General features: G+C 40.1%; 20 protein-coding genes. 8 read left to right on the forward strand and 12 right to left on the reverse strand.

Features of this window, described 5'->3' with window-relative positions; genetic code table 11:
* Nucleotides 1–195: 195 nt before the first annotated feature.
* The 8 genes from coaA to ppk1 all read right to left on the reverse strand — a co-directional run bounded on the left by coaA (nt 196) and on the right by ppk1 (nt 7742).
* Nucleotides 196–1161, reverse strand: coding sequence for a type I pantothenate kinase (gene coaA / locus QYZ87_07115; protein MDN4754297.1), 966 nt, complete (start codon nt 1159–1161; stop codon nt 196–198).
* 208 nt (nt 1162–1369) lie between these two features.
* Nucleotides 1370–1816, reverse strand: coding sequence for a nucleoside deaminase (locus tag QYZ87_07120; protein MDN4754298.1), 447 nt, complete (start codon nt 1814–1816; stop codon nt 1370–1372).
* Nucleotides 1809–2066 carry a hypothetical protein gene (locus QYZ87_07125; protein ID MDN4754299.1) on the reverse strand — a complete coding sequence of 86 codons (258 nt, stop codon included), beginning with the start codon at nt 2064–2066 and terminating at the stop codon, nt 1809–1811. Before QYZ87_07125 ends, QYZ87_07120 begins: the two co-directional genes overlap by 8 nt.
* Nucleotides 2067–2083: 17 nt before the next feature.
* Nucleotides 2084–2842 (reverse strand): thioesterase, encoded by a 759-nt coding sequence (locus QYZ87_07130; GenBank protein ID MDN4754300.1) that lies wholly within the window; start codon nt 2840–2842, stop codon nt 2084–2086.
* Nucleotides 2843–2861: 19 nt separating this feature from the next.
* Nucleotides 2862–4226 carry a histidine--tRNA ligase gene (gene hisS, locus QYZ87_07135; GenBank protein ID MDN4754301.1) on the reverse strand — a complete coding sequence of 455 codons (1365 nt, stop codon included), beginning with the start codon at nt 4224–4226 and terminating at the stop codon, nt 2862–2864.
* Between the two features lie 18 nt (nt 4227–4244).
* A complete protein-coding gene (locus QYZ87_07140) occupies nt 4245–4820 on the reverse strand; it encodes a nitroreductase family protein (protein MDN4754302.1) in 576 nt (191 codons plus the stop codon).
* The gene (locus QYZ87_07145) at nt 4817–5437 is read right to left on the reverse strand and encodes a riboflavin synthase (protein ID MDN4754303.1); all 621 of its coding nucleotides are present in this window, start codon (nt 5435–5437) and stop codon (nt 4817–4819) included. The genes QYZ87_07140 and QYZ87_07145 overlap by 4 nt, the downstream gene beginning before the upstream one ends.
* A 52-nt stretch (nt 5438–5489) precedes the next feature.
* Nucleotides 5490–7742 (reverse strand): polyphosphate kinase 1, encoded by a 2253-nt coding sequence (gene ppk1 / locus QYZ87_07150; protein ID MDN4754304.1) that lies wholly within the window; start codon nt 7740–7742, stop codon nt 5490–5492.
* A 383-nt stretch (nt 7743–8125) separates the two neighbouring features.
* On the opposite strand from ppk1, the gene QYZ87_07155 reads away from it, so the two are divergent.
* The 6 genes from QYZ87_07155 to QYZ87_07180 all read left to right on the forward strand — a co-directional run bounded on the left by QYZ87_07155 (nt 8126) and on the right by QYZ87_07180 (nt 15362).
* Nucleotides 8126–9802 (forward strand): putative transporter, encoded by a 1677-nt coding sequence (locus QYZ87_07155; protein ID MDN4754305.1) that lies wholly within the window; start codon nt 8126–8128, stop codon nt 9800–9802.
* Between the two features lie 75 nt (nt 9803–9877).
* Nucleotides 9878–11089, forward strand: a complete 1212-nt coding sequence (locus QYZ87_07160) for a phosphoglycerate kinase (GenBank protein ID MDN4754306.1) — start codon at nt 9878–9880, stop codon at nt 11087–11089.
* A 126-nt stretch (nt 11090–11215) separates the two neighbouring features.
* Nucleotides 11216–11479 carry a type B 50S ribosomal protein L31 gene (locus tag QYZ87_07165; protein MDN4754307.1) on the forward strand — a complete coding sequence of 88 codons (264 nt, stop codon included), beginning with the start codon at nt 11216–11218 and terminating at the stop codon, nt 11477–11479.
* Nucleotides 11480–11616: 137 nt separating this feature from the next.
* Entirely contained in the window at nt 11617–13017 is a 1401-nt protein-coding gene (gene mnmE, locus QYZ87_07170; GenBank protein MDN4754308.1) for a tRNA uridine-5-carboxymethylaminomethyl(34) synthesis GTPase MnmE, read from the forward strand.
* A 236-nt stretch (nt 13018–13253) separates the two neighbouring features.
* Complete coding sequence (locus QYZ87_07175; GenBank protein ID MDN4754309.1) at nt 13254–14168, forward strand: helix-turn-helix domain-containing protein; 915 nt, start codon at nt 13254–13256, stop codon at nt 14166–14168.
* 87 nt (nt 14169–14255) lie between these two features.
* Nucleotides 14256–15362: a site-specific integrase gene (locus tag QYZ87_07180; GenBank protein ID MDN4754310.1), complete on the forward strand. Its 1107-nt coding sequence runs from the start codon at nt 14256–14258 to the stop codon at nt 15360–15362.
* Between the two features lie 194 nt (nt 15363–15556).
* Here QYZ87_07180 and QYZ87_07185 read toward each other — a convergent pair whose 3' ends face one another.
* The 4 genes from QYZ87_07185 to QYZ87_07200 form a co-directional block, all read right to left on the reverse strand.
* Nucleotides 15557–18586 (reverse strand): DUF4236 domain-containing protein, encoded by a 3030-nt coding sequence (locus QYZ87_07185; protein MDN4754311.1) that lies wholly within the window; start codon nt 18584–18586, stop codon nt 15557–15559.
* Nucleotides 18587–18671: 85 nt separating this feature from the next.
* Nucleotides 18672–19931 carry a type II toxin-antitoxin system HipA family toxin gene (locus QYZ87_07190; protein ID MDN4754312.1) on the reverse strand — a complete coding sequence of 420 codons (1260 nt, stop codon included), beginning with the start codon at nt 19929–19931 and terminating at the stop codon, nt 18672–18674.
* Between the two features lie 2 nt (nt 19932–19933).
* Nucleotides 19934–20254 carry a helix-turn-helix transcriptional regulator gene (locus QYZ87_07195; GenBank protein MDN4754313.1) on the reverse strand — a complete coding sequence of 107 codons (321 nt, stop codon included), beginning with the start codon at nt 20252–20254 and terminating at the stop codon, nt 19934–19936.
* Between the two features lie 98 nt (nt 20255–20352).
* A complete protein-coding gene (locus QYZ87_07200) occupies nt 20353–21624 on the reverse strand; it encodes a DUF4143 domain-containing protein (protein MDN4754314.1) in 1272 nt (423 codons plus the stop codon).
* A 308-nt stretch (nt 21625–21932) separates the two neighbouring features.
* On the opposite strand from QYZ87_07200, the gene QYZ87_07205 reads away from it, so the two are divergent.
* Nucleotides 21933–22679, forward strand: a complete 747-nt coding sequence (locus tag QYZ87_07205; GenBank protein MDN4754315.1) for a mobilization protein — start codon at nt 21933–21935, stop codon at nt 22677–22679.
* A gap of 100 nt (nt 22680–22779) precedes the next feature.
* The gene (locus tag QYZ87_07210) at nt 22780–23139 is read left to right on the forward strand and encodes a helix-turn-helix domain-containing protein (GenBank protein ID MDN4754316.1); all 360 of its coding nucleotides are present in this window, start codon (nt 22780–22782) and stop codon (nt 23137–23139) included.

The following is a 23139-nucleotide window of genomic DNA, read 5'->3' on the forward strand; positions in this document are numbered from 1 at the left end:
CCAGATCATAAACATTACACTCCTGGGAAACAATTACTTAACAAATATAGAAAATCTTTCAGAAGCTGAAGATTTAACATCAATGAAATATATTAGTCACACAAAATGGACAACTCTATAAATGCCAAGTATTCAAAAACAAAAAAAAGAAGGCCTCCCACTTCAAAACAAAGAGGAGATCACAAACAGAAGCAATTAAACCTTACGAAGACGAACTCCACGCACCTTATGGTCATCACTTTTCTCTAAAATCAATTGTGATCTAAGACGTGTCGGGAGAATATTTTCAGTTAGATTTCTTAAGTTTATACTTTCCCATATTTGGTCTGCTATCTGAATAGCCTCCTCACGAGGCAAGTCTGCATAACGATAGAAAAACGACTTAGGGTTTGTAAAAGCGGTTTCTTGCAATCTAATAAAACGATCTAAATACCAGCGGCGAATACTCGATTCATTAGCATCCACATAGATTGAGAAGTCAAAAAAATCAGACACAGAAATGCTCCTACGCCTATACCCCATGACATCAGAAACCTGAAGAACATTAATACCCTCAACAATCAAGACGTCAGGGTGATCAATGATCTGAACCTCATTAGGGATAATATCATAATATAGATGGGAGTATTTAGGCACTTCTAAATGCCCTCTTCCACTCTTTATACCAGCAAGAAAGTTAAGTAAACGCCGTACATCATAGCTCTCAGGAAAACCTTTACGATTAAGGATACCACGCTCCTCCAATACCATATTAGGCAATAAAAAACCATCGGTAGTAAGAAGGTCTACTTTATGCATATTCTCACCCATAGATAGTAATTTCTGCAAGACCCTAGCGGTCGTGCTCTTACCTACGGCAACACTACCTGCAATACCTATCACATAAGGTACATGCCTACTCTCTCTATGAAAGAACTGATCATACTCGCGATGAAGCCGTTGGTAATGGGTAATATGAATCTGCAATAAACGACAGAGAGGTAAGTATATATCACTGACCTCCTCTTCGGTTAATGGCTCATTAAGAGCTTGCAACTTACTCAAATCAATCTCATCGAATGGAAAGTCTGGATGACTATCCAACCTACTCCACTCCATCCTACTAAATGAGTAATATGGAGAATAATCCGATTTATATTGACTGTGTTCTGGGACAGACATTGAGTGAAATTTGGATTTGCAATACAACTTAATAAAATCGAAACAAAGATAGCCAAAAAGAACTAACCATCTACAAATAATTCAAAATAAAAGAAAAAGAGCCCCGCACTTCATATTATGGACCTTTCAAACACCACTTTTAGACAAAGGACCAACTTTCGGTGAAGTTTTTTCCGTAGAAGAAGGTCCAATAAACTTTGAAATAATACTAACGCCTGTATTGAAAGAATCGCTGCATCAACTCTACGGCGTCCTCTTCCATCACCCCTGAGGTTACAATTGTCTTCTTGTGTAGAATCTTAGAGCTAAACTGTGTAAAACCGACCTTGGGTTCTGAGGCACCCCATACCACCCTTCCTATTCGGGACCATCTCAAAGCCCCTGCACACATAACACAGGGTTCGATGGTTACATATAGAGTAGCATCAGGGAGTACCTTTGAGCCAAGATAATTTTGTGCAGCGGTAATAGCCAGCATCTCTGCATGTGCTGTAACATCCTGCAATGACTCCGTAAGATTATGACCTCGACCGATGATCATATCATTTACGACTACGACTGCTCCTATCGGGACTTCTCCAACATCGTAGGCTTCCTTAGCCTCAAGCAGAGCTTGTTGCATAAAAAATTGATCCGTATATATCTCGCTATTCATTGTGCATTGAAGTTTTTTCATCAATCATCTTCGGCGTGATATCCTGTTCAAAAAGAGTAGGATAAGATTCAAATAACTGTGAAAGGACATCGGTCATTACCAATTTACGAATATATGAAGACCTATTCTTATGCTTGAACTTCTGAATGTAATAATCAAGCATCTTCAGTTCCTCTCCCGAAAAGTAGATGCTTACACATTGTGTCTTAGGTTCCTGCCGAATCTCTTTCTTCTTCTTAAGATTTGCCATTGAGCTAGACTAAATATTCAACATTCCCTATTCCACTCAACAAGAAGCTGGAAGTAACTAGCTTCATCACAATTAATCTGCACACACACCGCATCAGCAGTCTGAAATGTATGAATAACTAATTCATCTCCTGCTCGTCCTTCCTTAATAAAACGCAAGTGAGCTCGCTTGACTCTATTATGACGAATTTTTTCAATAGGAATAGCATCCATCGCAAGTGAAATCCAGACAGCTGTATTAACGTGACAATTAAGATCAAGATCGGAATACCTCACCACATGTTTGTAAATCGGTTCGAGTCGCTCTTGAACCTCTATATTCCACAACCTTTTGGGCATTTCTGGAACAGTCACTCCAGTGTAATCAGACCTTATTGCTGGATCTGTTAGTATAGACTCTATATTAACTGGCATCCTCTTCTTCATATCAATAGCTACCCACTTGGAATTTGCATCCGCCACAGGCATACCATCCTGAGCAAGACGAATGACACGATTAGTTCCTAAGCCAGACCAAGATGAAACTCCTGTAATTATAGATAGCGGTCGAGATACAATAACTGGCTTTACAAAGTCTATAGTCATTCGACTTAGGACCCAAGAGATACCCCGCTTCATCAGAGACTCAATACCAAACCCATAATAATTAGCATGTTCTCCAGAAGCATGAATCATACAACTAACTATTTGGCTCAAAGGGTATTGCTTCTCAAAATCCAAATAAAAGGGCATTATATCCAGCTGTAGCTCCAGCTCATTATTGCGATTCGTATGCATTACCTAAATGCTCTTTAATTTAGGACTTTAATAGCTCTATCAGCGTCTCTAAAGTGTATGTTTTTTGTTCACCTGTCTCCATATTCTTTAGGGAGATGGTTCTGCTATCGATTTCATCATCGCCAACGAACGCAACGTATGGTATATTCAGAGCATTGGCATATTTCATCTGCTTATTCATCTTGGCTTCATCAGGATAAAGCTCTGCAGAAATTCCCGCCCGCCTAATCACCTGGAGAATAGGGATAATATATCTAATAGATTTATCCCCGAAATTGATAAATAAGAGCTGTGAACCGGTACCAATCCCTTTAGGATAAAGGTCTAATTGGTTTAACACGTCAAAGATACGATCGGCACCAAAAGAGATGCCTACCCCACTCATGCCATCTAATCCAAAAACGCCAGTAAGATTATCATAACGTCCCCCACCAGAGATACTACCCATCTCCACATCTTGTGCCTTCACTTCGAAGATGGTCCCTGTGTAATAATCTAGACCACGAGCCAAAGACAGATCTACCTTCACCTTATTTTTGATTGGCCCTAATGATAGTATATCCAGAATATATTCCATCTCTTCTACGCCCTTTAACCCCACTTCAGAATTAGCAAATAGGAGACGCATACGCTCTAACTTCTCCTTATTTGTACCATCTAAAGAGATAATGGGTTCAAGTTTATCACACGCATCTTGAGTAATGCCTTTACTTATGAGCTCCGCTTGCACCTTATCCCATCCTATCTTATCCAGCTTGTCGATAGCAATAGTGAGATCCAAAATATTCTCTACGCCTAAGACTTCTGCTATGCCACTTAATATTTTCCTATTATTTAGTAGAATGTCAACATTCACACCCAAGCGACGAAAAACACTATCCAGGATACGAGTTAACTCTACTTCATGTAATAATGAGTCTGACCCTATCACATCCGCATCACACTGGAAAAACTCTCTATAACGTCCTTTTTGAGGTCGATCTGCACGCCACACTGGCTGTATCTGAAAGCGACGGAATGGGAATGTCAGATCATTACGATGCTGAACTACATATCTAGCAAAAGGGACAGTAAGGTCATACCTAAGTCCCCTATCACAAGCTCTAGAGGCAAATTCAGAAGAGGTGATATCCTTTAATTCGTCTCTATCGAAGCTCTTTAGCATATCGCCACTGTTTAAGATACGGAAAAGTAGCTTATCCCCCTCTTCTCCATATTTCCCAGTAAGAGTACCAAGATTCTCCATTGCAGGAGTTTCTATCTCTCTAAACCCATAGGTCCTAAAGACTCCTCTGATAGTTTTAAATATATAATTACGTTTCGCCATCTCCTCAGGCGAAAAGTCACGAGTTCCTTTTGGTATTGACGGTTTCTGTACTGCCATTTTTATCTTTCCTTTCAATTACAAATCACTGTTTGGGAGCTTACTTTTTTGGTAACCGTTATAAGAACTAATCTCCCCAAGAGCTTTTCTTTTCTTCTGTTTAGGCTCTTCAAGAGAATACCCTAAAGAAATCACTAACGGGACTGCTTTCTTATTCGGAATATCCAATAACTCTCGAACTTTTTTCTCATTCACCCAGCCAATAATACAGCTGCCAATCCCCTCCTCTGCCGCAGCCAAAACAATATGTGATGCAGCAATACCTAAATCAATATGTGGAAAATGCTTTTTAAGAATAAGGTTACCCATCTTTCCCATCGCATTAGCTGGCTCTTCAAGAATAACAATCAAGGCAGAAGCCTCTGTTGCGAATTTATTCATATTACCCGTAAGAGTAGAAGTCAAGGCACTAGCGACCTTGCTTTTTAGCTCGGGTTCATCTACAACAATGAAATGCCAAGGCTGTGAGTTCGTGGCAGAAGGGGCAAGGCGAGCGGCATTTATGATCCTATCAATAACATCCCGTGGAATAGGACGAGATGAATCATACTTCCTATCACTCTGTCGATGATTTATAAGCTCGTAAAAGTTCACTGTTTCTGAATCTCTATAATACGGGATAAATACTTCCCTATAATATCAAATTCCAAGTTTACACGCTTCCCTACTTCAAGAGTCTTAAAATTAGTATGCTCAATAGTATAAGGTATAATAGCTACTTTGAAGCTATTTGTAGTAGAATCCACTACGGTAAGGCTAACGCCATTAACGCAGACAGAGCCCTTCTCAACGGTCATATAGCCCCTTAGTGCCATCTCCTTGGGCACATCGTATTGAATGGTAAAATATGAGCTTCCGTCGGAGTCCGTAATGGCTGTGCAAGTCCCGGTTGTATCCACATGCCCCTGAACAATGTGACCATCTAATCGACCATTAACCTGAATGCTACGTTCTAGATTAACAAGATCCCCAACCTTTAGATCACCTAAATTAGATCTGATCAATGTCTCTTTTATAGCCGTTACTGTATAACTATTCTCTTGCAGGTCAATATCAACTACAGTGAGACAAACACCATTATGTGAAACACTCTGATCAATTTTCAACTCTTCTACAAAAGGGGCTGATAAAGTCAGATGCACATTGTCACTATTATCCTCATATTCAATCCTTAATACCGTTGCGGTACATTCAACTATTCCCGAAAACATTATACTACTATTAATATTTTATTATTAAAATGCGCTTTATTGAACTGCTAAGTTACCTCTTTTTTCTGAGAAATAGCCTATAAAACCATGATCTCTTAGCCTTATGTTGAGTGAAATCAACATCCCCCACATGTCTAGAATCATTATTCCTAGCAACACTATCAGCCGAGACATCAGCATCATCTGACTCTTTCATAGGAAAATCCTTCTTCCGAGCATAATTGTGGTCATAAAATGGAGGAAGCGAATTAAAGTGCTCCACCACATTATACAATTTCTCTTGAGTACGAATGGGTGACTCACCTGGAGCTATCTTCGGTACGTTGTTCAAGTGCTCATCAACATAAACAGCTTTAACATTATCAGCCAGACAAGTATCAAGTATGTCCTGCAAAAAGTTTTTTATCATTGGTTCAACTACAGGTGTTGCACACTCAATCCGTCGGTATAGATTACGCCCCATCCAATCGGCAGAGGAAATATAGTATAGCATTTCTCCGCCGTGATGAAAGAACCATATCCTAGCATGTTCTAGATAAATATCCACCAACCGTATTATCGTGATATTCTTACTGTAAGATTGATTTGGAATTACTCTACAAATTCCTCTTATCAGAAGATCTATTTTAACTCCAGCCTCAGAAGCCTGATAGAGTTTATCAATAACCAATTGCTCCTCTAATGAATTCATCTTAAGAATGATTCGTGCCTCTCTTCCAGCCTTTGCTTCATTGATCTCGTAATCAATCAAACGATGAATCCCCTCCACCATACCATGACTGGCGACTAATAAATTCTCAAAGTGTATTTTCTCTTTTGGATTCTCCAGATGCTCAAATAGAGCCGCTAACTCATTAGCCAACTCTGGACGAGAAGTAAACATTGAGATATCTGAGTAAATCTTTGCCGTGCTCTCATTAAAGTTACCAGTACTAAAACATGCAATTCCCTTTTTCTCAGGCATTGCCCATGGATGAAATTCTATAAAACAGGTCTTAGCATGAACCTTAAGTCCAGGAAGAGAATAAATAATCTTAACGCCATGACGCTTCATTCTCGCTGCTGTCTGGAGGTTATTCTCCTCATCAAATCGAGCCTTAAGCTCTACAAAAACAGTTACATTTTTACCACTATTGGCAGCCTTGATTAGTACATCTATGACTTCACTATCATCTGCAACCCTATACTGTGTCAGTTTTATGCTACGAACCCGAGGATCATTACATGCCTCATCTAATGTATCAATGAGATATTGAAACGATGTATATGGAACAAAGAGTGCTTCGTCTTGAGCCAATAGATGATCAATCTTAGACCTCGACATTTCCCATCTCGCATGAGGGATAGCATCGTGATACCATTGCTCATATTTTTTACCAAATGGGTTCGGTAAATTTTTCAAATCACGCAATTGTAAATGACGCCGTCCTTTTAGCAAATCATCATCCTTGATACCAAATGCGTCCATGATAACCGATAACATCTCCCGAGGCATATCTTCATCATATTGAAAGCGAGTCACACTACCAATCTTACGCTTTCTGATAAGAGACTCTATAGACTCCGCTAGCTCTACTCCCCCCTCATCCTCATCAATTAAGATATCTGCATCACGAGAAGTTTTAAAACTATATGAGCTCACGACATCATACCCAGGAAATAAAAGTGGTAATCCATACCGAACCACTTCGTCCAAAAAAGTATATGCATAACGGCCTTCTTCACTCGGCAATGACAGAAATCTTGGTACTTTAGTAAATGGTAACTTAATCATATAGTACCGCTCGGCATGATCTTCTTTTCGCCTTAGATGTACACAAAGATATATCCGCTTATCCCTAATGAATACTTTGACAAGATTAGGACTAATCAGCACAGGCTGTAGGAAAGGGAATACCTCTTCTCGAAAATATGCATCCACATGTGCAAGGACCCTCCCTGAGAACTTCTTATAATCAGTATAGACATCCATACCAATCTCTTTGAGATCTGGCACCATCACATCTTCCCAAGCCTCACGAAATAAGGTCTCTTGCTCTTGAACTTCAGCAGTCAGCTTTTCAAATGTTTGGATCCGGGACAATTGTCTGAGTGAGTTATCACCCTGATTTCTCATTATTGCCTGTCGAGCACCAGCGACACGCACTTGATAAAACTCCTCAAGGTTAGAGGAAAAGATCGACAAAAAATTTATTCGCTCATATATAGGGACACTCTTATCATGAGCTTCCAATAATACCCGTTTATTAAAAGCCAACCAACTGATATCCCTATCAAAGTATTTGTATTCGTCTGTAGTAACCATGGAAGTATAAAAAGGACAGTAATATCACTTAATCTATCTCTCACAAAACTACAAAATAATACATAAAGAGAACTCAAAGACATGAGCATCAAGGATTTTCTTAACAGAAAAGAAACACTATGTATTTTAAAGACAAATTAAGTAACACTTTTGTCTCCTAACTCTTATTATTATCACAACGATAAAAAAATGATATAAAGCTGCTATAAAAACTAAAATACAAAGCCAAACATTAATCCTACTATAAAACATTTTGAATAATGACCTATTTACTTACTTTTAGATATTTTAGCCTTGTAAACCAAGTTTTTACACATATTAAATCATCAATTTATTTAGGTAAGTTTGTATAGAATTGATTTATCTATAAAAATCTTTTATTTATGAATTGGCTTAACGAACTCTTATTTGGGTCAGGAGTAGCACACTCTCTTTTTATACTAGCTATTACCATTATGCTAGGAATTATTTTGGGTCGCATAAAAATTGCTGGCATATCGCTTGGAGCGACCCTCATACTATTTGTAGGTATTTTTTTTGGCGAGCTAGGTATGTCTATTGATCAAAACATACTACACTTTTTTAAAGAGTTTGGGCTGATCCTATTTGTATTCTCTATTGGACTTCAAGTAGGACCAGGGTTTTTCAATAATTTCAAAAAAGGCGGTAGTAAAATGAATCTACTAGCCCTGATATTAGTGCTTCTTGGTGTCATAACGACCATTGTTATTTATCTAGTGTCAGATGTTCCCCTGCAGACCATGGTTGGTATAATGAGTGGAGCTATCACCAACACTCCCGGTCTAGGAGCGGCACAACAAGCATATTCTGATATAGTAGGAGTGGAGGACCCCTCCATAGCTCTAGGCTATGCTGTCGCATACCCCCTTGGTGTCATCGGAATAATACTATCCTTAGTGCTATTAAAAAGAATTGGAAAAATAAGCCTCGAGAAAGAGGAGCAAAAACTTATAGCCGCATCCAACGACAAAGAAATCAGTACTATTCCTCTTTCTCTTGAAGTTCTGAACCCCTCATTATTTGGAATTACAGTACAGGAACTTTCAAGGCTACTTCCTAATAGCAGCTTCGTAGTATCTAGAATCTTAAAAAAGTCAACAGGAAATATTAGTATAGCGAACTCCGGGACAATTATCGAGGAGGGTGATAAAATATTTGTCATTACTGAAAAAAGAGATACCAAAGCCATTACCGCGACCATTGGCAAAGCCTTAAAAATGGAAAGATCTCAATGGACGCCGAATGAATCTAAGTACAATGCTAAGAAGATCGTCGTCACTAAGAAAAATATCAATGGCAAAAGTCTCAAGCAACTCAACCTAAGGGCCCTTTACGGAGTAAACGTAACACGCATATACCGCTCAGGAGTGCAGATAGTAGCATCTCCAGACTTCATACTACAGTATGGTGACAGATTAAATGTCGTTGGAAGTGAAGCTGCTATAGACTCTATCACTCCTATTTTAGGAAACTCTGTAAGACATCTTAATGAGCCCAACCTTGTAACAATCTTTTTAGGGATAGCCCTAGGTATACTGCTAGGATCCATCCCATTTATATTCCCTGGAATTCCACAGCCTGTCAAACTTGGGCTCGCTGGCGGACCTCTCATCGTTGCTATTCTAATTGCCAGATTTGGTCATCATATAGGGCTGGTATCTTACACAACCACTAGTGCTAATCTAATGCTACGCGAAATAGGCATCAGCGTGTTCCTAGCTTGCGTAGGACTAGGTGCCGGAAATGGATTTGTAGACACTCTAGTGAATAATGGAGGCTTCGTATGGGTTGGATATGGACTTATCATCACGATAGTACCGATCATCATAACAGGAATCATAGGCTTATTTGTGATGAAAATCAATTACCTCAACCTCTGTGGCTTGATAGCAGGTGCCACAACAGACCCACCAGCACTAGCCTATGCCACATCGTTATCGGCGACTGACAACCCTGCAGTAAGTTATGCTACAGTATATCCACTAACAATGTTTATGAGAGTTCTAGCAGCTCAGTTATTAGTAATATTTTTATTATAAGAACAGTCGAAGACTAATTAAATTTTAGTTAGATTTGTTCTGAAAATTAATCACAAAGAAGATACTGATTATATTATGGCGAATATTGATAGTTATAACTTTAAGGGGAAAAGAGTATTTGTAAGAGTTGACTTTAACGTACCTATGGATGAAAGCCAACGGATTACAGATGATAATCGTATGCGTGCAGCTCTACCCACCTTGCAAAAGATAATCAAAGATGGTGGCAGACTCATTATAGGGTCACACTTAGGGCGTCCTAAGGGGGAAGCGAACCCCAAACTCTCACTACGCTCCATCCTACCAAGACTAGAAGAGCTACTGGGCACAAATGTCATGTTTGCTCCTAATGCCATTGGGGACGAGACCCTTGAACTCACGAATAAGCTTCAGGACGGAGAAGTCCTACTCCTTGAGAACCTACGCTTCCACGCAGAAGAAGAGGGAAAGGGTGATGGCAAAGAGGGGCAACCTGAGTTCACCAAACAACTAGCAGCCCTAGCTGATGTGTACGTCAATGATGCTTTTGGAACAGCACACCGAGCACACGCATCTACAGCTTTGATGGCTAAATATTTTGATGCTGACCATAAAATGTTTGGCTACCTAATGGGGAAAGAAGTCGATGCTGTAGCTAAAGTCATGGAGGATATAGAACGTCCATTTACAGCGATCATGGGAGGTTCTAAAGTTTCAACTAAGATTGAGATCATAGAGAATCTCCTAAATAAAGTGGACAACTTAATCCTAACTGGAGGAATGATCTACACTTTCATGAAAGCAAATGGCGGTGAAATCGGAAATTCAATCTGTGAAATGGATAAATTGGATACCGCACTCGAAATTCAAGCTAAGGCTAAAGCCAAAGGCGTCAATCTAGTATTAGGTGAAGACTGTGTTGCCGCAGATGAATTTTCCAACAATGCTAATACTCAGATCTGTTCTACTATGTCAATCCCTGAAGGATGGCTAGGCTTAGACATAGGCCCTAAATCAATAGAGATTTTCTCACAGATAGTTAAAGAGTCAAAGACTATCCTGTGGAATGGACCTTTTGGGGTTTTTGAATTTGATAAATTTGCCAAGGGATCTCACGAAATGGCTAAGGTAATAGCAGAAACCACTAAAAATGGGGCATACTCACTAGTAGGTGGTGGTGACTCTGTTGCTTGTGTCAATAAATTCGGGCTGGCAGACGAGATGAGCTACGTTTCTACTGGCGGTGGAGCTTTGCTCGAAGCTATAGAAGGGAAAACCCTGCCAGGCATTGCTGCGATAAAAGAATAAAGACGACTACAATAGTAATAACTCATATTTTTGATTTCCAAATAAATAAACCTTGGAGATATAAATTGTTTTGGGTACCTTTGCAGTCAATTACGAAAAATGTACTAGTTAAATAATACAACCAAAATGAAGAAGGATATTCATCCAGAAGGATACCGTGAGGTGGTATTCAAGGACATGTCAAACGACGAGGTCTTTATCACTCGTTCAACTGCTACAGCAAAAGAAGAGATTGAGATTGATGGCTTTACTTATCCACTAATCAAGGTGGAAATTTCTAGTAGCTCTCACCCTTTCTATACAGGTAAGGCTAAGCTAGTAGATACTGCTGGTCGTGTAGATAAGTTCATGAGCCGTTACGGTAATCGTAAGCACGCTGATAAGAAATAAAATTTCTTCAGCATCGCCACCGATGGCTTCCCCCTTTCGGGGATAATAACAATAAAGTAGGAATATCATCCTAAGCACACCGCCCGATCCAAGCGGTATGCTTGGGGTGAGTTCTCTTATCTTATACTCAAGAACCTATGAGCTCCATCCAAGATACAATCTGTGCCATAGCTACACCTAACGGGCTAGGTGCACAAGGGACCATTAAGATATCTGGTAGTGAATCCCTAAGCATCGTTTCACAAATTTTCTTTCCAGCTAGGAAAGGAGTTTTCATCAACGAAATTCCTCCATACTCATCTGCTTACGGCTGGATTAAAGAGCCCAAGACAGGAGAATCTATTGATGACGCTATGGTATTAGTGATGCGAGCTCCTCACTCATATACAGGGGAAGATCAAGTAGAAATCACTTGCCATGGGTCACCTTTTGTACTCTCATTGGTCATAAAACTTTTACTAAGACATGGTGCTAGATTGGCAGAGCCTGGAGAGTTTACTCGCAGAGCCTTTGCTAATGGTAAGATGGACCTAAGCCAAGCTGAAAGTGTAGCAGATCTTATAGCAAGCACGAATAAGGCTGCTCTTCGCTTATCTATAACTCAAATGAAAGGTATTTTTCGTCACAAAATAGAAGACCTTAGAGAGCAACTCATTAACTTCGCCTCATTGATCGAATTGGAATTAGATTTCAGCGAGGAAGACATTGAATTTGTCTCAAGAGAAGAACTAAAAAGCAGATGTTCAAACATCACAAAGGAGATATTGGAATTGGCGAAAAGCTATGAGACCAGCCAAGTAATCAAGAATGGTATCCCCATAGCTATTGTAGGCAGTACTAACGCTGGTAAGTCCACTCTACTAAATGGACTGCTCCAAGAAGACAAGGCAATCGTCTCAGATATCCATGGAACCACACGCGACATCATCGAAGACACCCTCTTCATTGATGGACAGCAGTTCCGAATTATTGATACCGCTGGGATCCGTCAAACAGAGGATAAGATTGAGAGCATTGGTATAAAACGGGCACTTGAACGTGCAGGGAATGCCGAGCATATCCTATGGATGATAGACCCGAGTGAACAGCTCAGCGAGTTAGACATATTACTCCAATCCTTAGCCAATTACCAAGAGAAAATAACGCCTATAATCAATAAAACTGATATCTCCTCAAGTGACCAAATCGAGAATATCTCAGCGTGGTTAACTGAGAGACTAGCGAATAAGGAACTCAGGATATCAGCTAAATCTACAGATGGCATCGCACAAGTGCGAGAACTGCTACACAACCAATTCAAGCATATCACAGTAGCGAACGATCAGGTAATGGTCACCAACATTCGCCAAGCAGAAGCCCTTTACAAAGCAAGCGAAGCACTACAAAATGTATCAGAGGGTATCTCATTAGGCCTTTCTGGCGATCTACTTGCTCAGGACCTCCGGGCAGCCACCTCAGCCCTCGGCGAAGTCATCGGCGAAGTCACCACAGACGACCTCCTCGGCAACATCTTCGCCAACTTCTGCATCGGCAAGTAATCCCCGATTACTAACCATCACAAAACATCACTAAGGCACTCTATTTGAGTGCCTTTTGTTTTATCAAAAACACTCGTTCGTCATCGATTTTAGTCGTTTTTGCGCCCATTTTTGTACCGCTATTGTACCGCACAGCTACCCACCCACTTTTGTCCTCCCGAGGTGCTAGACAAAGTTGAATATGGTTGAATATGGAGTATGATGAGATAACAAAAAAGGCGAAATAACGATTAATTATGGCAGGAAGTAAGATACCTATCAAGAAAATCTGTGAGCACTGCGGAGCAGAGTTCACAGCACAGAAAGTCTCCACGAGATTCTGTTCTCACACTTGTGCGAGTAGAGCATACAAGGCAAGAAAAAGAGTAGAACGAGTAAAAAAGACCGAAGTGGAGACACAGAGAGTAATCCAAGAACAACCAGTAGCTCATCTAAAAGACCGTCCCTACCTTTCGGTTGCCGAGACAGCAGCTCTTTTGGGACTAACAGTCCAAGGAGTTTACAAACAGATTTACTCTGGGCGCTTACGAGCTTCAAAGCTATCCAGTCGCTTAACTTTAATTAGGCGAGAGGACATCGATTGGATGTTGGCTGAACGACCTTATGTCAAACGACTTCCAACTGAGAGAACGAATATCACGGAGCTTTATAGTTCGGAAGAGGTCTGTGAGCTTTTCAAGATTTCACGCTCCTCTCTCTTTGCCATCGGGAAGCGGGAGAATATCCCTAAGACCTACAATAGAGGGCGAACCTATTGGAGCAAAAAACACATCGACGCCTACTTTGCTCAGTATGCTGCTGACCCAGATATTACTGAATGGTGTACGGCAGATGAGATCACAGAGAGATTTGGGATGACCCTTTCGGCTGTTTACAATCTTGTTTACGACCACAACATCCCTAAGAAGAAGGAAGGCAATAAGACCTTTTACTCCAAAAGGCATGTACAAGAAGCCAAAGGGGTGATTGAGAAGGAGGAAGTCAAGTACTACACAGTCCCTGAAATTATGGAGAAGTACAACTTCACTCGCGACCAAGTCTATCACTACCTGAAGCAATATAAGGTGTCAAGGGTTAAGAAAGGACGGATTGTTCTTGTTCCTCAGAAAGAGTTTGATCAAATATTCGAACCACCTATGATTATCCAATAGTTACTTCTCGGTTATCGTAGTCACCGATAGATAACTGATTTACTTTGCTTGCAAATGATATGTATAACCCATTAAATATTAGAACGAATGAACAACCATACATGTGTTAAAGTGACATTGAGACAGAGAGTTTACCCGAATGGTAAGATTTCACTCTATTTGGACTACTATCCAGGAGTCCGAAATCCCGAAACAATGAAGATGATGCGAAGAGAGTATCTTGGTATCTATATCTTTGAGAAGCCAAAGAACGAACTGGAGCGACAGTTCAACCGAGACATGCTCTACAAAGCAGAAGCCATCCGTGGTATTCGCATGCAGTCGCTCATCAATGAGCAGTTTGACTTCCTCGACCACCACAAGATGAAGAAGGACTTCCTCGCCTACTTCAAAGAGATGTGCAAGAAAAAAGATGAGAAGTGGGACATCGTCTATAAGCACTTCTACAACTTCGTGCAGGGACACTGCACTTTTGGCGACATCACTGTGGAGCTCTGCCAAGACTTTAGAGAGTATCTGCTCAATGCCAATAAACTGCAACGCAAGGGCAAAATATCAGTAAACTCTGCTTCGGGGTATTATTCGACCTTTAGAGGGTTGCTGAAGATTGCCTACAGAGACAAGCTCATCAAGGAAAATGTCAATGACTTTTTGGATAAGATTGAGCCCCAAGAGGTCAAGAAAGAGTACCTCACTCTTGACGAACTGAAGCGTCTGGCTCAGACTCCGTGTGACTACGAAGTACTTAAGCGAGCTTCACTTTTTGCTTGCCTCACAGGTTTACGCATCAGTGATATACTGAACTTAAAATGGCACCACATAGAGCTGGCTCCAGATGATGGCTATTGCATCCGCATCAAGACCCAAAAGACTGAGACGGAAGCAACCCTCCCTATCAGCTATGAAGCATACGAACTTTGCGGAGAACCAAGCACAGGAAAGGTCTTTAAGGGGTTAGAGCGAAGCATGACCAATTACCCTCTAAAGAGGTGGATTGAGGCAGCTGGTATCGCCAAACATATTACCTTTCACTGCTTCCGTCACACCTACGCTGTACTCCAGCTCTCCATGGGAACAGACATCTACACCGTCTCCAAAATGCTGACCCACAAAAATGTCTCCACCACCCAAATCTATGCCGACCTCATCAACGCCAAGAAACGAGAAACCACCCACAAAATCTCCCTGAAATAAAAAGTAGAGGTACTAACAGTATTTAGTGATAACAGAACTCAGAATTGAGGAAAATCTTCGTTCTTGTTTGTACTTTCTACTACTTTATATACATAAAAACCACTACCATAGAGCTTATACTCTTTGGTAGTGGTTGTACTTCACAGATGAGATAGTCTGCTTTAGTTAGAATGGAGTTAAGCCCCACTAAAATCCTATTTTTCAGTAGGGATATCTTCTGCAGTAATTATCTTCAAAACCTCTTTAGTAATTTTAGGTATGGAGGCTAAACGAGTAGCTTGAAGTTGCAATGTTTTCTCAAATACATTTCTAACGTAACGAGCATTCCCAAACCTCTTATCCTTATTTCCAACAGATGTATTAAATAAATCTAGTAAACACTCTTCCGCACTTTCATTTAATACATAATCATACTTAGTCACATAATACTTAAACATCCTTATTAATTCATGTGCAGTATAGTCAGGGAAATTCAAGTACTTATTGAATCTAGAGTATAAACCAGGATTTGACTCCAAGAAGATTTTCATTTCCTCTTCATAGCCAGCTAAAATAACAACAAGTCGGTCTCTATCATCCTCCATCCTCTTAAGTAGTGTTGAGACAGCTTCATTGCCATAATCTTTATTTCCACCTTGTACTAATGAATAGGCTTCATCAATAAATAGCACTCCATCCAGTGCGGAGTCAATTATTTTATTGGTCTTAACTGCGGTCTGTCCCACATACTCTGCAACTAAGCCTGATCTATCAGTTTCTACAAGATGTCCTTTGGGGAGTACACCTAAATCTCTGTATACTTCAGCTAGTATTCTAGCAACTATAGTCTTACCCGTTCCTGGATTCCCTGTAAACACACAATGTAGTGAAAGAGGCTTAACACCTAATCCCTTCTTTTTCCGCAATTGCTGAATCTTCACATAATTTGTGAGGCTCACAACCTCTTCTTTTACCTCCTCTAATCCAATCAGCTCATTAAGCCTTTCAAGAGCCATTCCCTTATTTGATAATTGAGCTGTCACTGTAGAGTTAGGTAACTTTTCATCCTCCTTTTCAACAACCTCAAACACACCTACCGAGTGTTCTAGAAATGATATTTGGGAAATATCATCTACGAGAACTGTGCGTTGAGAAAATTGCCCTGTTGCTCTACCAACAACACCTTTTAGCTCCAACTCATTCATTAAGTTAGTTGCTCTATTGTAGCCTATCCCTAGATGCTGTTGCAATAAACTTGTTGCAGCTCTCTTATTATCAATTATAATTTTAGCTGCTTTATATAATAAGGGGTCACTATTGTCAGGGTAATACATTGTAAAATCATTCTTATTTTCAGTCAAAGAATCCATGATACTACTTAGTAGAGTACTTTCCTCAAGAGTGACTGTACCATCAATCTTAATTAAATAAGACATTAACCGATAGAACAGCACAACATAACGATCAATCAAAGATTCTTCTATGCACCCTTGCCTCAAAATTTCTACTAACAACAGCTTTTTTGAAGAGTAGTTAATCGCAAAAGAATTATTATAACTCATCCAAAACTGTAAAGCTGAATCAATCAGCTCCAAATCAACTTTGTTTAAAAGATCTAAGTCATTATTAAAATCCCTATTAGTTAATAACATTATAAATGTCGTGAATACCCCTCCCGTTTTTATATCCTTCTCTATATCATACTCTATCTTTTTACAGCAATTACTTAAGTCATGTAGTGCTAAAAAAGCTAATTGATTTTGAATAGTAAAAGTAAAGGAATCAGCTACAGATAATTTACTCTCATAAAAATGAAGAATACTATTAACCGACTCTAGATTGTTCAACATTTTCAGATGATTAAATAAATCAACAGAAATGCTGAAAGTTGCTACATTGGGCACATTTGTTTCATCCTCAATCATACCCCAACTATCACTTAGTGGTCGTTGAAAACTGGGGGAGATAAAAGAAGATATCTCCTCATCAAAATTACTATAATTATCTAAAACCTGATTCTTAATATACGCATTATACTGAGTAGCAAAGTCTTCTGCTAATTCGTAGTTGCTAAACATTATCTTTTCTACATTACCTGCTACACTAATGCTTACCATAGAGTATTTACACACAGGTAGTTGGGTATTATTTGAAAAGCGCTTATCTGGACCTCCATCTTTATTAACATATTGCCAAGTATGATATAATACTCTACTATCTTGGGGTATATCGCTTTCTTCTGAAAAAGCTACTGATTTAGCCTCAATAATAGCTATTCTATGCGGATAAACCTCAAAGTCAAATACCGTATTTACCCTAATTACAAACTCCGGATAAAGATAATATTTGATGTCTCCTAGATCAAATACGGGTATATCAAACTCAGACCTAAGAAAGTTAAATACACCGAGATACAATGACGCATTCTTTCGTGCAACTGAGTTAACTGCCCAAGATTTTACCTGGTTAGTCTCCACAACACTTGTTATTTTCCATATTTTATCTGAACACATAAGTTTTTCAAAAGAAGAACATAAAGCCCCATATGCTCTTTTTTCTTCTATGGTTAGCCCAGCATCAACATCATATTGAACTTGCTTTAGTTCATCTACTAACTTTTCAAGTTCTAACTCCTTTTCGTGGGTTATTCTTTTTAGTTTCTTTGAATTATTCTTCTCTGTTTTGCACTTAAGCTCTTCAACAATTTTCTCTAGAGTATCTATTTTATCAGATAGTTTATAACAATTAATAAAGTTCTGAAGTATCTTCTTTTCCGTACCATTATAGTTCTGTAAAGATTTTTCAGCCTCTTCTAATACCTCATCAAACTTAGGCATAAATTGTTTTCTAATCCACAAAACAACAATCCCAATATAAACAATAGAATATAATATAGTTAAAAACCAAAACACAGTACTTCTATGATTCAAAAAGTAAAGTATTGGCATAATTATTAGTGGCAAGCCAAATAACAAGAACAGCAGAAATCCTGATCCATCTACATGTGTTTTTGACTTACTATTATCTATACTTATTGGGGTATTTTCAGTCCGTTCACGGTCATTTGATATTTTTTCACGCCTATAAAAACCTGTTCCAGGTACACCAGTATTGATGTAAGTACCCTTCCTTCCATGAGTAATACTAGCTCCCCTTACGCCTACCGTAGAGCTAATGCCACTCTTACTAATGTTTAGTCTAACGCCAGGGGCAACTTTAATTCTTCTTCTATAATTCCATCCCATAATTTCTGAGCTATACGCCTAATTTCTTGCAATACTCGTTAATATTTATCAATAGAAAATGTTATGAGCTTTATAGTACGACACCTTAGCACTCTATAGTAAGATTAAAGCGACTCTCAAAGCTAAGTATCTCACGGGTTGTGATATTTAGCTTTGTGGCTAACGTACGCCACCCCCTCATTGCTTCAGTAACCTCATCAATAATGCGTTGAGCGACTTCCTTCTCAAGCATATACTCGTCAGAAGCCTCTGCCAAGTATTCTAAATTGGCTTCGCTTGTATTGGAATTAATGAGAAGACTCTGATGCTGACTGAGTGTAGGATTCATATCATAAGCAGGCGATAAAGTCCACCCTTTTGCCGTCAGCAGAAAACCATGATTGCGAAAGTGGTCATCACTATTGCCAATACAAATATTAAAGGCTACCCTTCTGTAAAGTTCTTGCAGGTTAGCTTGAACATCCGTACAATGCTGGATGATAAAATCGACGATATCGAGGTAGCCATAACCATGGGAGGCATTGTCTCCATCATTCAACCCTAGCATGGTCATTGCTGAAGCAAAATAAATCCGAATTCCGCCCTCTTTCCTATCAAATCGACGAGATAATAAAGTGTGATACTTAGTTCCTGTAGAAATCACTTTGGTATTAGCTGCATTTACACCAGCTTTTTTTGCCAACAGATGGCAGAAGTGCTCCCACAACCCAGCATCATAGTCATCCTTTCTGGATGGAAATTTAGCGACATATAAAGATCTGTCTGTATCTACCACATTTGCCTTTGGTCTGGCTCCCCCAAGCGAAGAACCTGGTTGCAAAAGTTGAGACAGCCATTTCTTATTAGGTAACTCATTAGCATCTTCGCTTTGCTCTATCTCCCAGCTAGCAGCCTCCAAAGTCCTTATATCTGTCAAAGGAGGCATCCTCAATACTGGACTACTATTAATGAAATCACCTTCTGGAGACTCTTTAAATCTAAAACCTCCCATTCGGGAAAAGTCGTCAATACCAAGGAGATAATCGAATGATGAAATACGATGGATTGATCGTTGTTCTTCCTTGGCTATAATTTGCTCCTTACGCATGAATAGCATTCTACCCCAGCGATCTGGCAATGCGTCTGAAAAGCAACCAAAAATATCTTTTCCTTCCTCTGTATATTGTGTCCCAATATATGGATTGAGGTCTGCACTCAAAAAGAGACTCCCATAATCTCGAAGCCACTCTTTATCAAAAGAAAAACCATAGCTGTCAGCCCCACGAATGGACTCATAGGACAACTCCCCGACTAGTCTAACCTCTTCAAGCCAATCAAAATCGGCATATACAAGTAACTTCTTCATGACTACTCCTTCTTCGAAGCACGCTTCCTATCTACCATACTCAAATCTTGGAGGCGACGGCCTAGTTCGTCCTCCTTGGCTAGCCAAAGGATATCGTCATCCAGCTGTAGGGCATAGAGTACTCTGAGATAGATTCCGATGGCCACAGTGGGCGAGCCCTTCTCTATCCGTGAGACTGTAAGGGTTGAACAAGTAGCCCGTTCTGCCACCTGTACAATCGTCAGATTGCGTCTCAGACGAGCCAGCTTAATCTGTTCGCCTACAATCTGAATCTTCTGCTCTAACTTTCGGGGCAACCTCGTCCCCATTGTATTCTTAGACATATAATTCAACCTATCATATAATACGCAAATATACACAATATCTATATTTAATGATAGGTTACACATTATTCACAACCAGAACAATACTCGAGATTGTGTTAGTTTTTTAGGGCACTTAGAGGGACGACAAAAACTCCATCATTTCTCTGATAGCTATAGGTGCCAGTTCCAGTTAAAACCATCAAAAATGAAGGGGCGGGCATCTTATCTGTGTCTATCTTGCTTGCAAGTTTCTTTAGGGTCTCCGCCCCTTTTTCTATTAGAGTATCTCCGCCAAGTTTTATCTCTATAAGTCCATAGTGACCATTTCTAAGATGCAGTACCGCATCGCACTCAAGACCATTTCTATCTCGATAGTGGTACACCTGACCATCAAGTGCATCAGCATAGACTCTCAGGTCTCTTACTGCCATCGTTTCGAAGAGCAACCCAAATGTATTGAGATCCTTAATCAAGTCATTCGGTCCTACCCCTAATGCTGATGTCGCAATAGATGGATCAACAAAATATCTGGTATCTGAGGTGCGAATAGTCGTTTTGGACCTCAAGTTTGGACTCCATGCAGGCATATCTTCAATCACAAAAATTTGCTTCAATGCAAGTAGATACGAGGAAATGGTCTCTTCTGTCATGGTCACCAAGTGATTGCTTGACAAATCTTGGTAGATAGTAGATATTGGGGCTTGGGTGCCTTGATGCCTTGCATACGAACGAAGTAACCTTTGGGCAAAAACCGCATCACGATTGACCCCATCGACTCTTGAGATATCACTATTGACTACGGCATCTACATAGTTATTAGCCTGAAGTAGTGCGGCCTTTTCTGATAAGTTCAGCGAGCCTGGCCACCCTCCCCTACAGAGTAAGTAAGCCAATTGTGCCAATGAATGGTCTTTGGCTACTGCTGCTTTCACCTCTTTTCCTTTGAATAGTTCACCCAAGCTCACTGCCCCAGTGGAATCCTCAGACTCCCAAAGGCTCATCGGTCGCATGGTCAGCCAAGCAAACCGCCCTGTTCCTGAGTGGGTTATTTCCGAAGTGTTTGGTGGCACTGCAGACCCAGTAAAGATAAGCTGACCAGGCAATCCTCTCTGGCTTACTTCAAAGCGAGCTGCATCCCATAGCTTTGGGGCTAATTGCCACTCATCAATCAATCTCGGCGTCTCTCCTTTAAATAACATCAATGGCTCCGACTCTGAGAGAATAATATTAGCCTCCCGAGTCCGTGGGTCGTCCATATAAAGGACGCTCTTGGCTTGTTGCTTAGCCGTTGTGGTCTTACCACACCACTTGGGACCTTGTATTAGTACCACTCCTGCCGCTTCTAATTGGTCACTTAGAAGTTGATCTGCTATCCTATTTCTATACATATTATTCACGAATGAAAAACCAGATAATCGCCTTCGCAAATATACACAGACATTTGCTGATTAACAAACAGTTACGATACTTATTCCGGCAAATGACAGATTTTCATTCCGGCAAATGGCAGGTTTTCATTCCGGCAAATGGCAGGTTTTCATTCCGGCAAATGACGCATTTTCATTCCGGAAAATGGCAGAAATTGTGTCAAGGATAAAGAAAGTTCCCTGAATTTCCCGATAGTTCCCCCTACTTCCTCATCTAATGGTTGGTCATCAATAGTTATTTATGTTTGCGAAAAAAGACAAGAACAAGCATGAATAATTACAAACAAGAACATCATATCCTATTTTTGACCATTATGGGGGTCAGCCTATTACTCAGTGCCTATGCAAGGCATCAAGTGCTAATATGTGGTGCTGATCGTTTTACCTCGATAATTACCTTTATCTTTAGCCTACTGATACTGTATGCTGGCTTTTTATTGATTCGTAGCTTGCTCTATGAGGTCATACAACTATTTCTAAAGCCACGAAAAGAGACCGTGCCCCAAGCACCTTCTCTTGTCGCAGAAGTAGTGTCGGAAGACACGGAGCCAGTCAAGCCTTCTTCCGAGTCCTCCTTTAACTATTCTGAGTACAAAAAGAATACACTTGAACTTCGTCTCCAGGAAGAGCAAGAGAGAGTTAATGCTATTATCACCTACTCTCAGAAGACATTAACACCCTATATTTCAGAAGCAGAGCTCAAAACGCTATGTGAGGAGCTACGGCTATTTCTCACTTCACGATGGAATCAAGATGAAGCACAATCCCTCACTATCTCCTCTGAGCTAAAGACAATCGACCTAATGCACTTCGGGTGGAATATCGCCCAACCATTCAAAATACCACGAAAGGAGATTGCCCTTTTTCTCAAAAAGACATTCCCAAAAGCGTTATATGATGTTGAAATCAGCACCATACAACGCAAACTAACCAATTCTGAGAGCAAAAGCCTGATTCCACTTCAAGAAAACATCATCAATGAAAAGCACTTCAGCCCTTCTGAAAGTTATCCATAAGTTACTTGGTGGTGGGCTTGGTCACCATTAGAACACCCATTTCCTTTGCTTGCAAATAATTAACAACGCGGGGTAACTCGCACAAATTATTAGTAAGTATATGGAAAAGAAGATTTCATTTGACGAGCTACCGAAAGCGGTAAGCGAACTGACCGAGCAGGTCTCAACTCTTACGGAGATGGTCTCCGCACTACAATCATCTAAGCCAAGTGAAAAGACACTTATCGGTATGGATGAGGCGTGCGAAATCCTTCAAAAAGCAAAGCCTACCATTTATGCCCTTGTACGTAAAGGGGCTATCCCTTCCTACAAAAGAGGAAAGAAGCTCTATTTCTACAGAGAGGAGCTGATTCAGTGGATTGAGAGCGGACGAAAAGCTGTTTCACAGCCCATTTCATCAGACGAAATGTTAGCAATGATGCGGGCTAATGTCCGTAATAAGCCTAAATCAATCAAGTAA

This window comes from Porphyromonadaceae bacterium W3.11, from assembly GCA_030434245.1.
GTDB lineage: Bacteria > Bacteroidota > Bacteroidia > Bacteroidales > Porphyromonadaceae > Porphyromonas_A.

Excerpts from the sequence above, each read along its gene's own strand:
- coaA (MDN4754297.1), bottom strand. The coding sequence starts at position 1,161 with ATGTCTGTCCCAGAACACAGTCAATATAAATCGGATTATTCTCCATAT.
- QYZ87_07120 (MDN4754298.1), bottom strand. The coding sequence starts at position 1,816 with ATGAATAGCGAGATATATACGGATCAATTTTTTATGCAACAAGCTCTG.
- QYZ87_07125 (MDN4754299.1), bottom strand. The coding sequence starts at position 2,066 with ATGGCAAATCTTAAGAAGAAGAAAGAGATTCGGCAGGAACCTAAGACA.
- QYZ87_07130 (MDN4754300.1), bottom strand. The coding sequence starts at position 2,842 with ATGCATACGAATCGCAATAATGAGCTGGAGCTACAGCTGGATATAATG.
- hisS (MDN4754301.1), bottom strand. The coding sequence starts at position 4,226 with ATGGCAGTACAGAAACCGTCAATACCAAAAGGAACTCGTGACTTTTCG.
- QYZ87_07145 (MDN4754303.1), bottom strand. The coding sequence starts at position 5,437 with ATGTTTTCGGGAATAGTTGAATGTACCGCAACGGTATTAAGGATTGAA.
- ppk1 (MDN4754304.1), bottom strand. The coding sequence starts at position 7,742 with ATGGTTACTACAGACGAATACAAATACTTTGATAGGGATATCAGTTGG.
- QYZ87_07155 (MDN4754305.1), top strand. The coding sequence starts at position 8,126 with ATGAATTGGCTTAACGAACTCTTATTTGGGTCAGGAGTAGCACACTCT.
- QYZ87_07160 (MDN4754306.1), top strand. The coding sequence starts at position 9,878 with ATGGCGAATATTGATAGTTATAACTTTAAGGGGAAAAGAGTATTTGTA.
- QYZ87_07165 (MDN4754307.1), top strand. The coding sequence starts at position 11,216 with ATGAAGAAGGATATTCATCCAGAAGGATACCGTGAGGTGGTATTCAAG.
- mnmE (MDN4754308.1), top strand. The coding sequence starts at position 11,617 with ATGAGCTCCATCCAAGATACAATCTGTGCCATAGCTACACCTAACGGG.
- QYZ87_07175 (MDN4754309.1), top strand. The coding sequence starts at position 13,254 with ATGGCAGGAAGTAAGATACCTATCAAGAAAATCTGTGAGCACTGCGGA.
- QYZ87_07180 (MDN4754310.1), top strand. The coding sequence starts at position 14,256 with ATGAACAACCATACATGTGTTAAAGTGACATTGAGACAGAGAGTTTAC.
- QYZ87_07185 (MDN4754311.1), bottom strand. The coding sequence starts at position 18,586 with ATGGGATGGAATTATAGAAGAAGAATTAAAGTTGCCCCTGGCGTTAGA.
- QYZ87_07190 (MDN4754312.1), bottom strand. The coding sequence starts at position 19,931 with ATGAAGAAGTTACTTGTATATGCCGATTTTGATTGGCTTGAAGAGGTT.
- QYZ87_07195 (MDN4754313.1), bottom strand. The coding sequence starts at position 20,254 with ATGTCTAAGAATACAATGGGGACGAGGTTGCCCCGAAAGTTAGAGCAG.
- QYZ87_07200 (MDN4754314.1), bottom strand. The coding sequence starts at position 21,624 with ATGTATAGAAATAGGATAGCAGATCAACTTCTAAGTGACCAATTAGAA.
- QYZ87_07205 (MDN4754315.1), top strand. The coding sequence starts at position 21,933 with ATGAATAATTACAAACAAGAACATCATATCCTATTTTTGACCATTATG.
- QYZ87_07210 (MDN4754316.1), top strand. The coding sequence starts at position 22,780 with ATGGAAAAGAAGATTTCATTTGACGAGCTACCGAAAGCGGTAAGCGAA.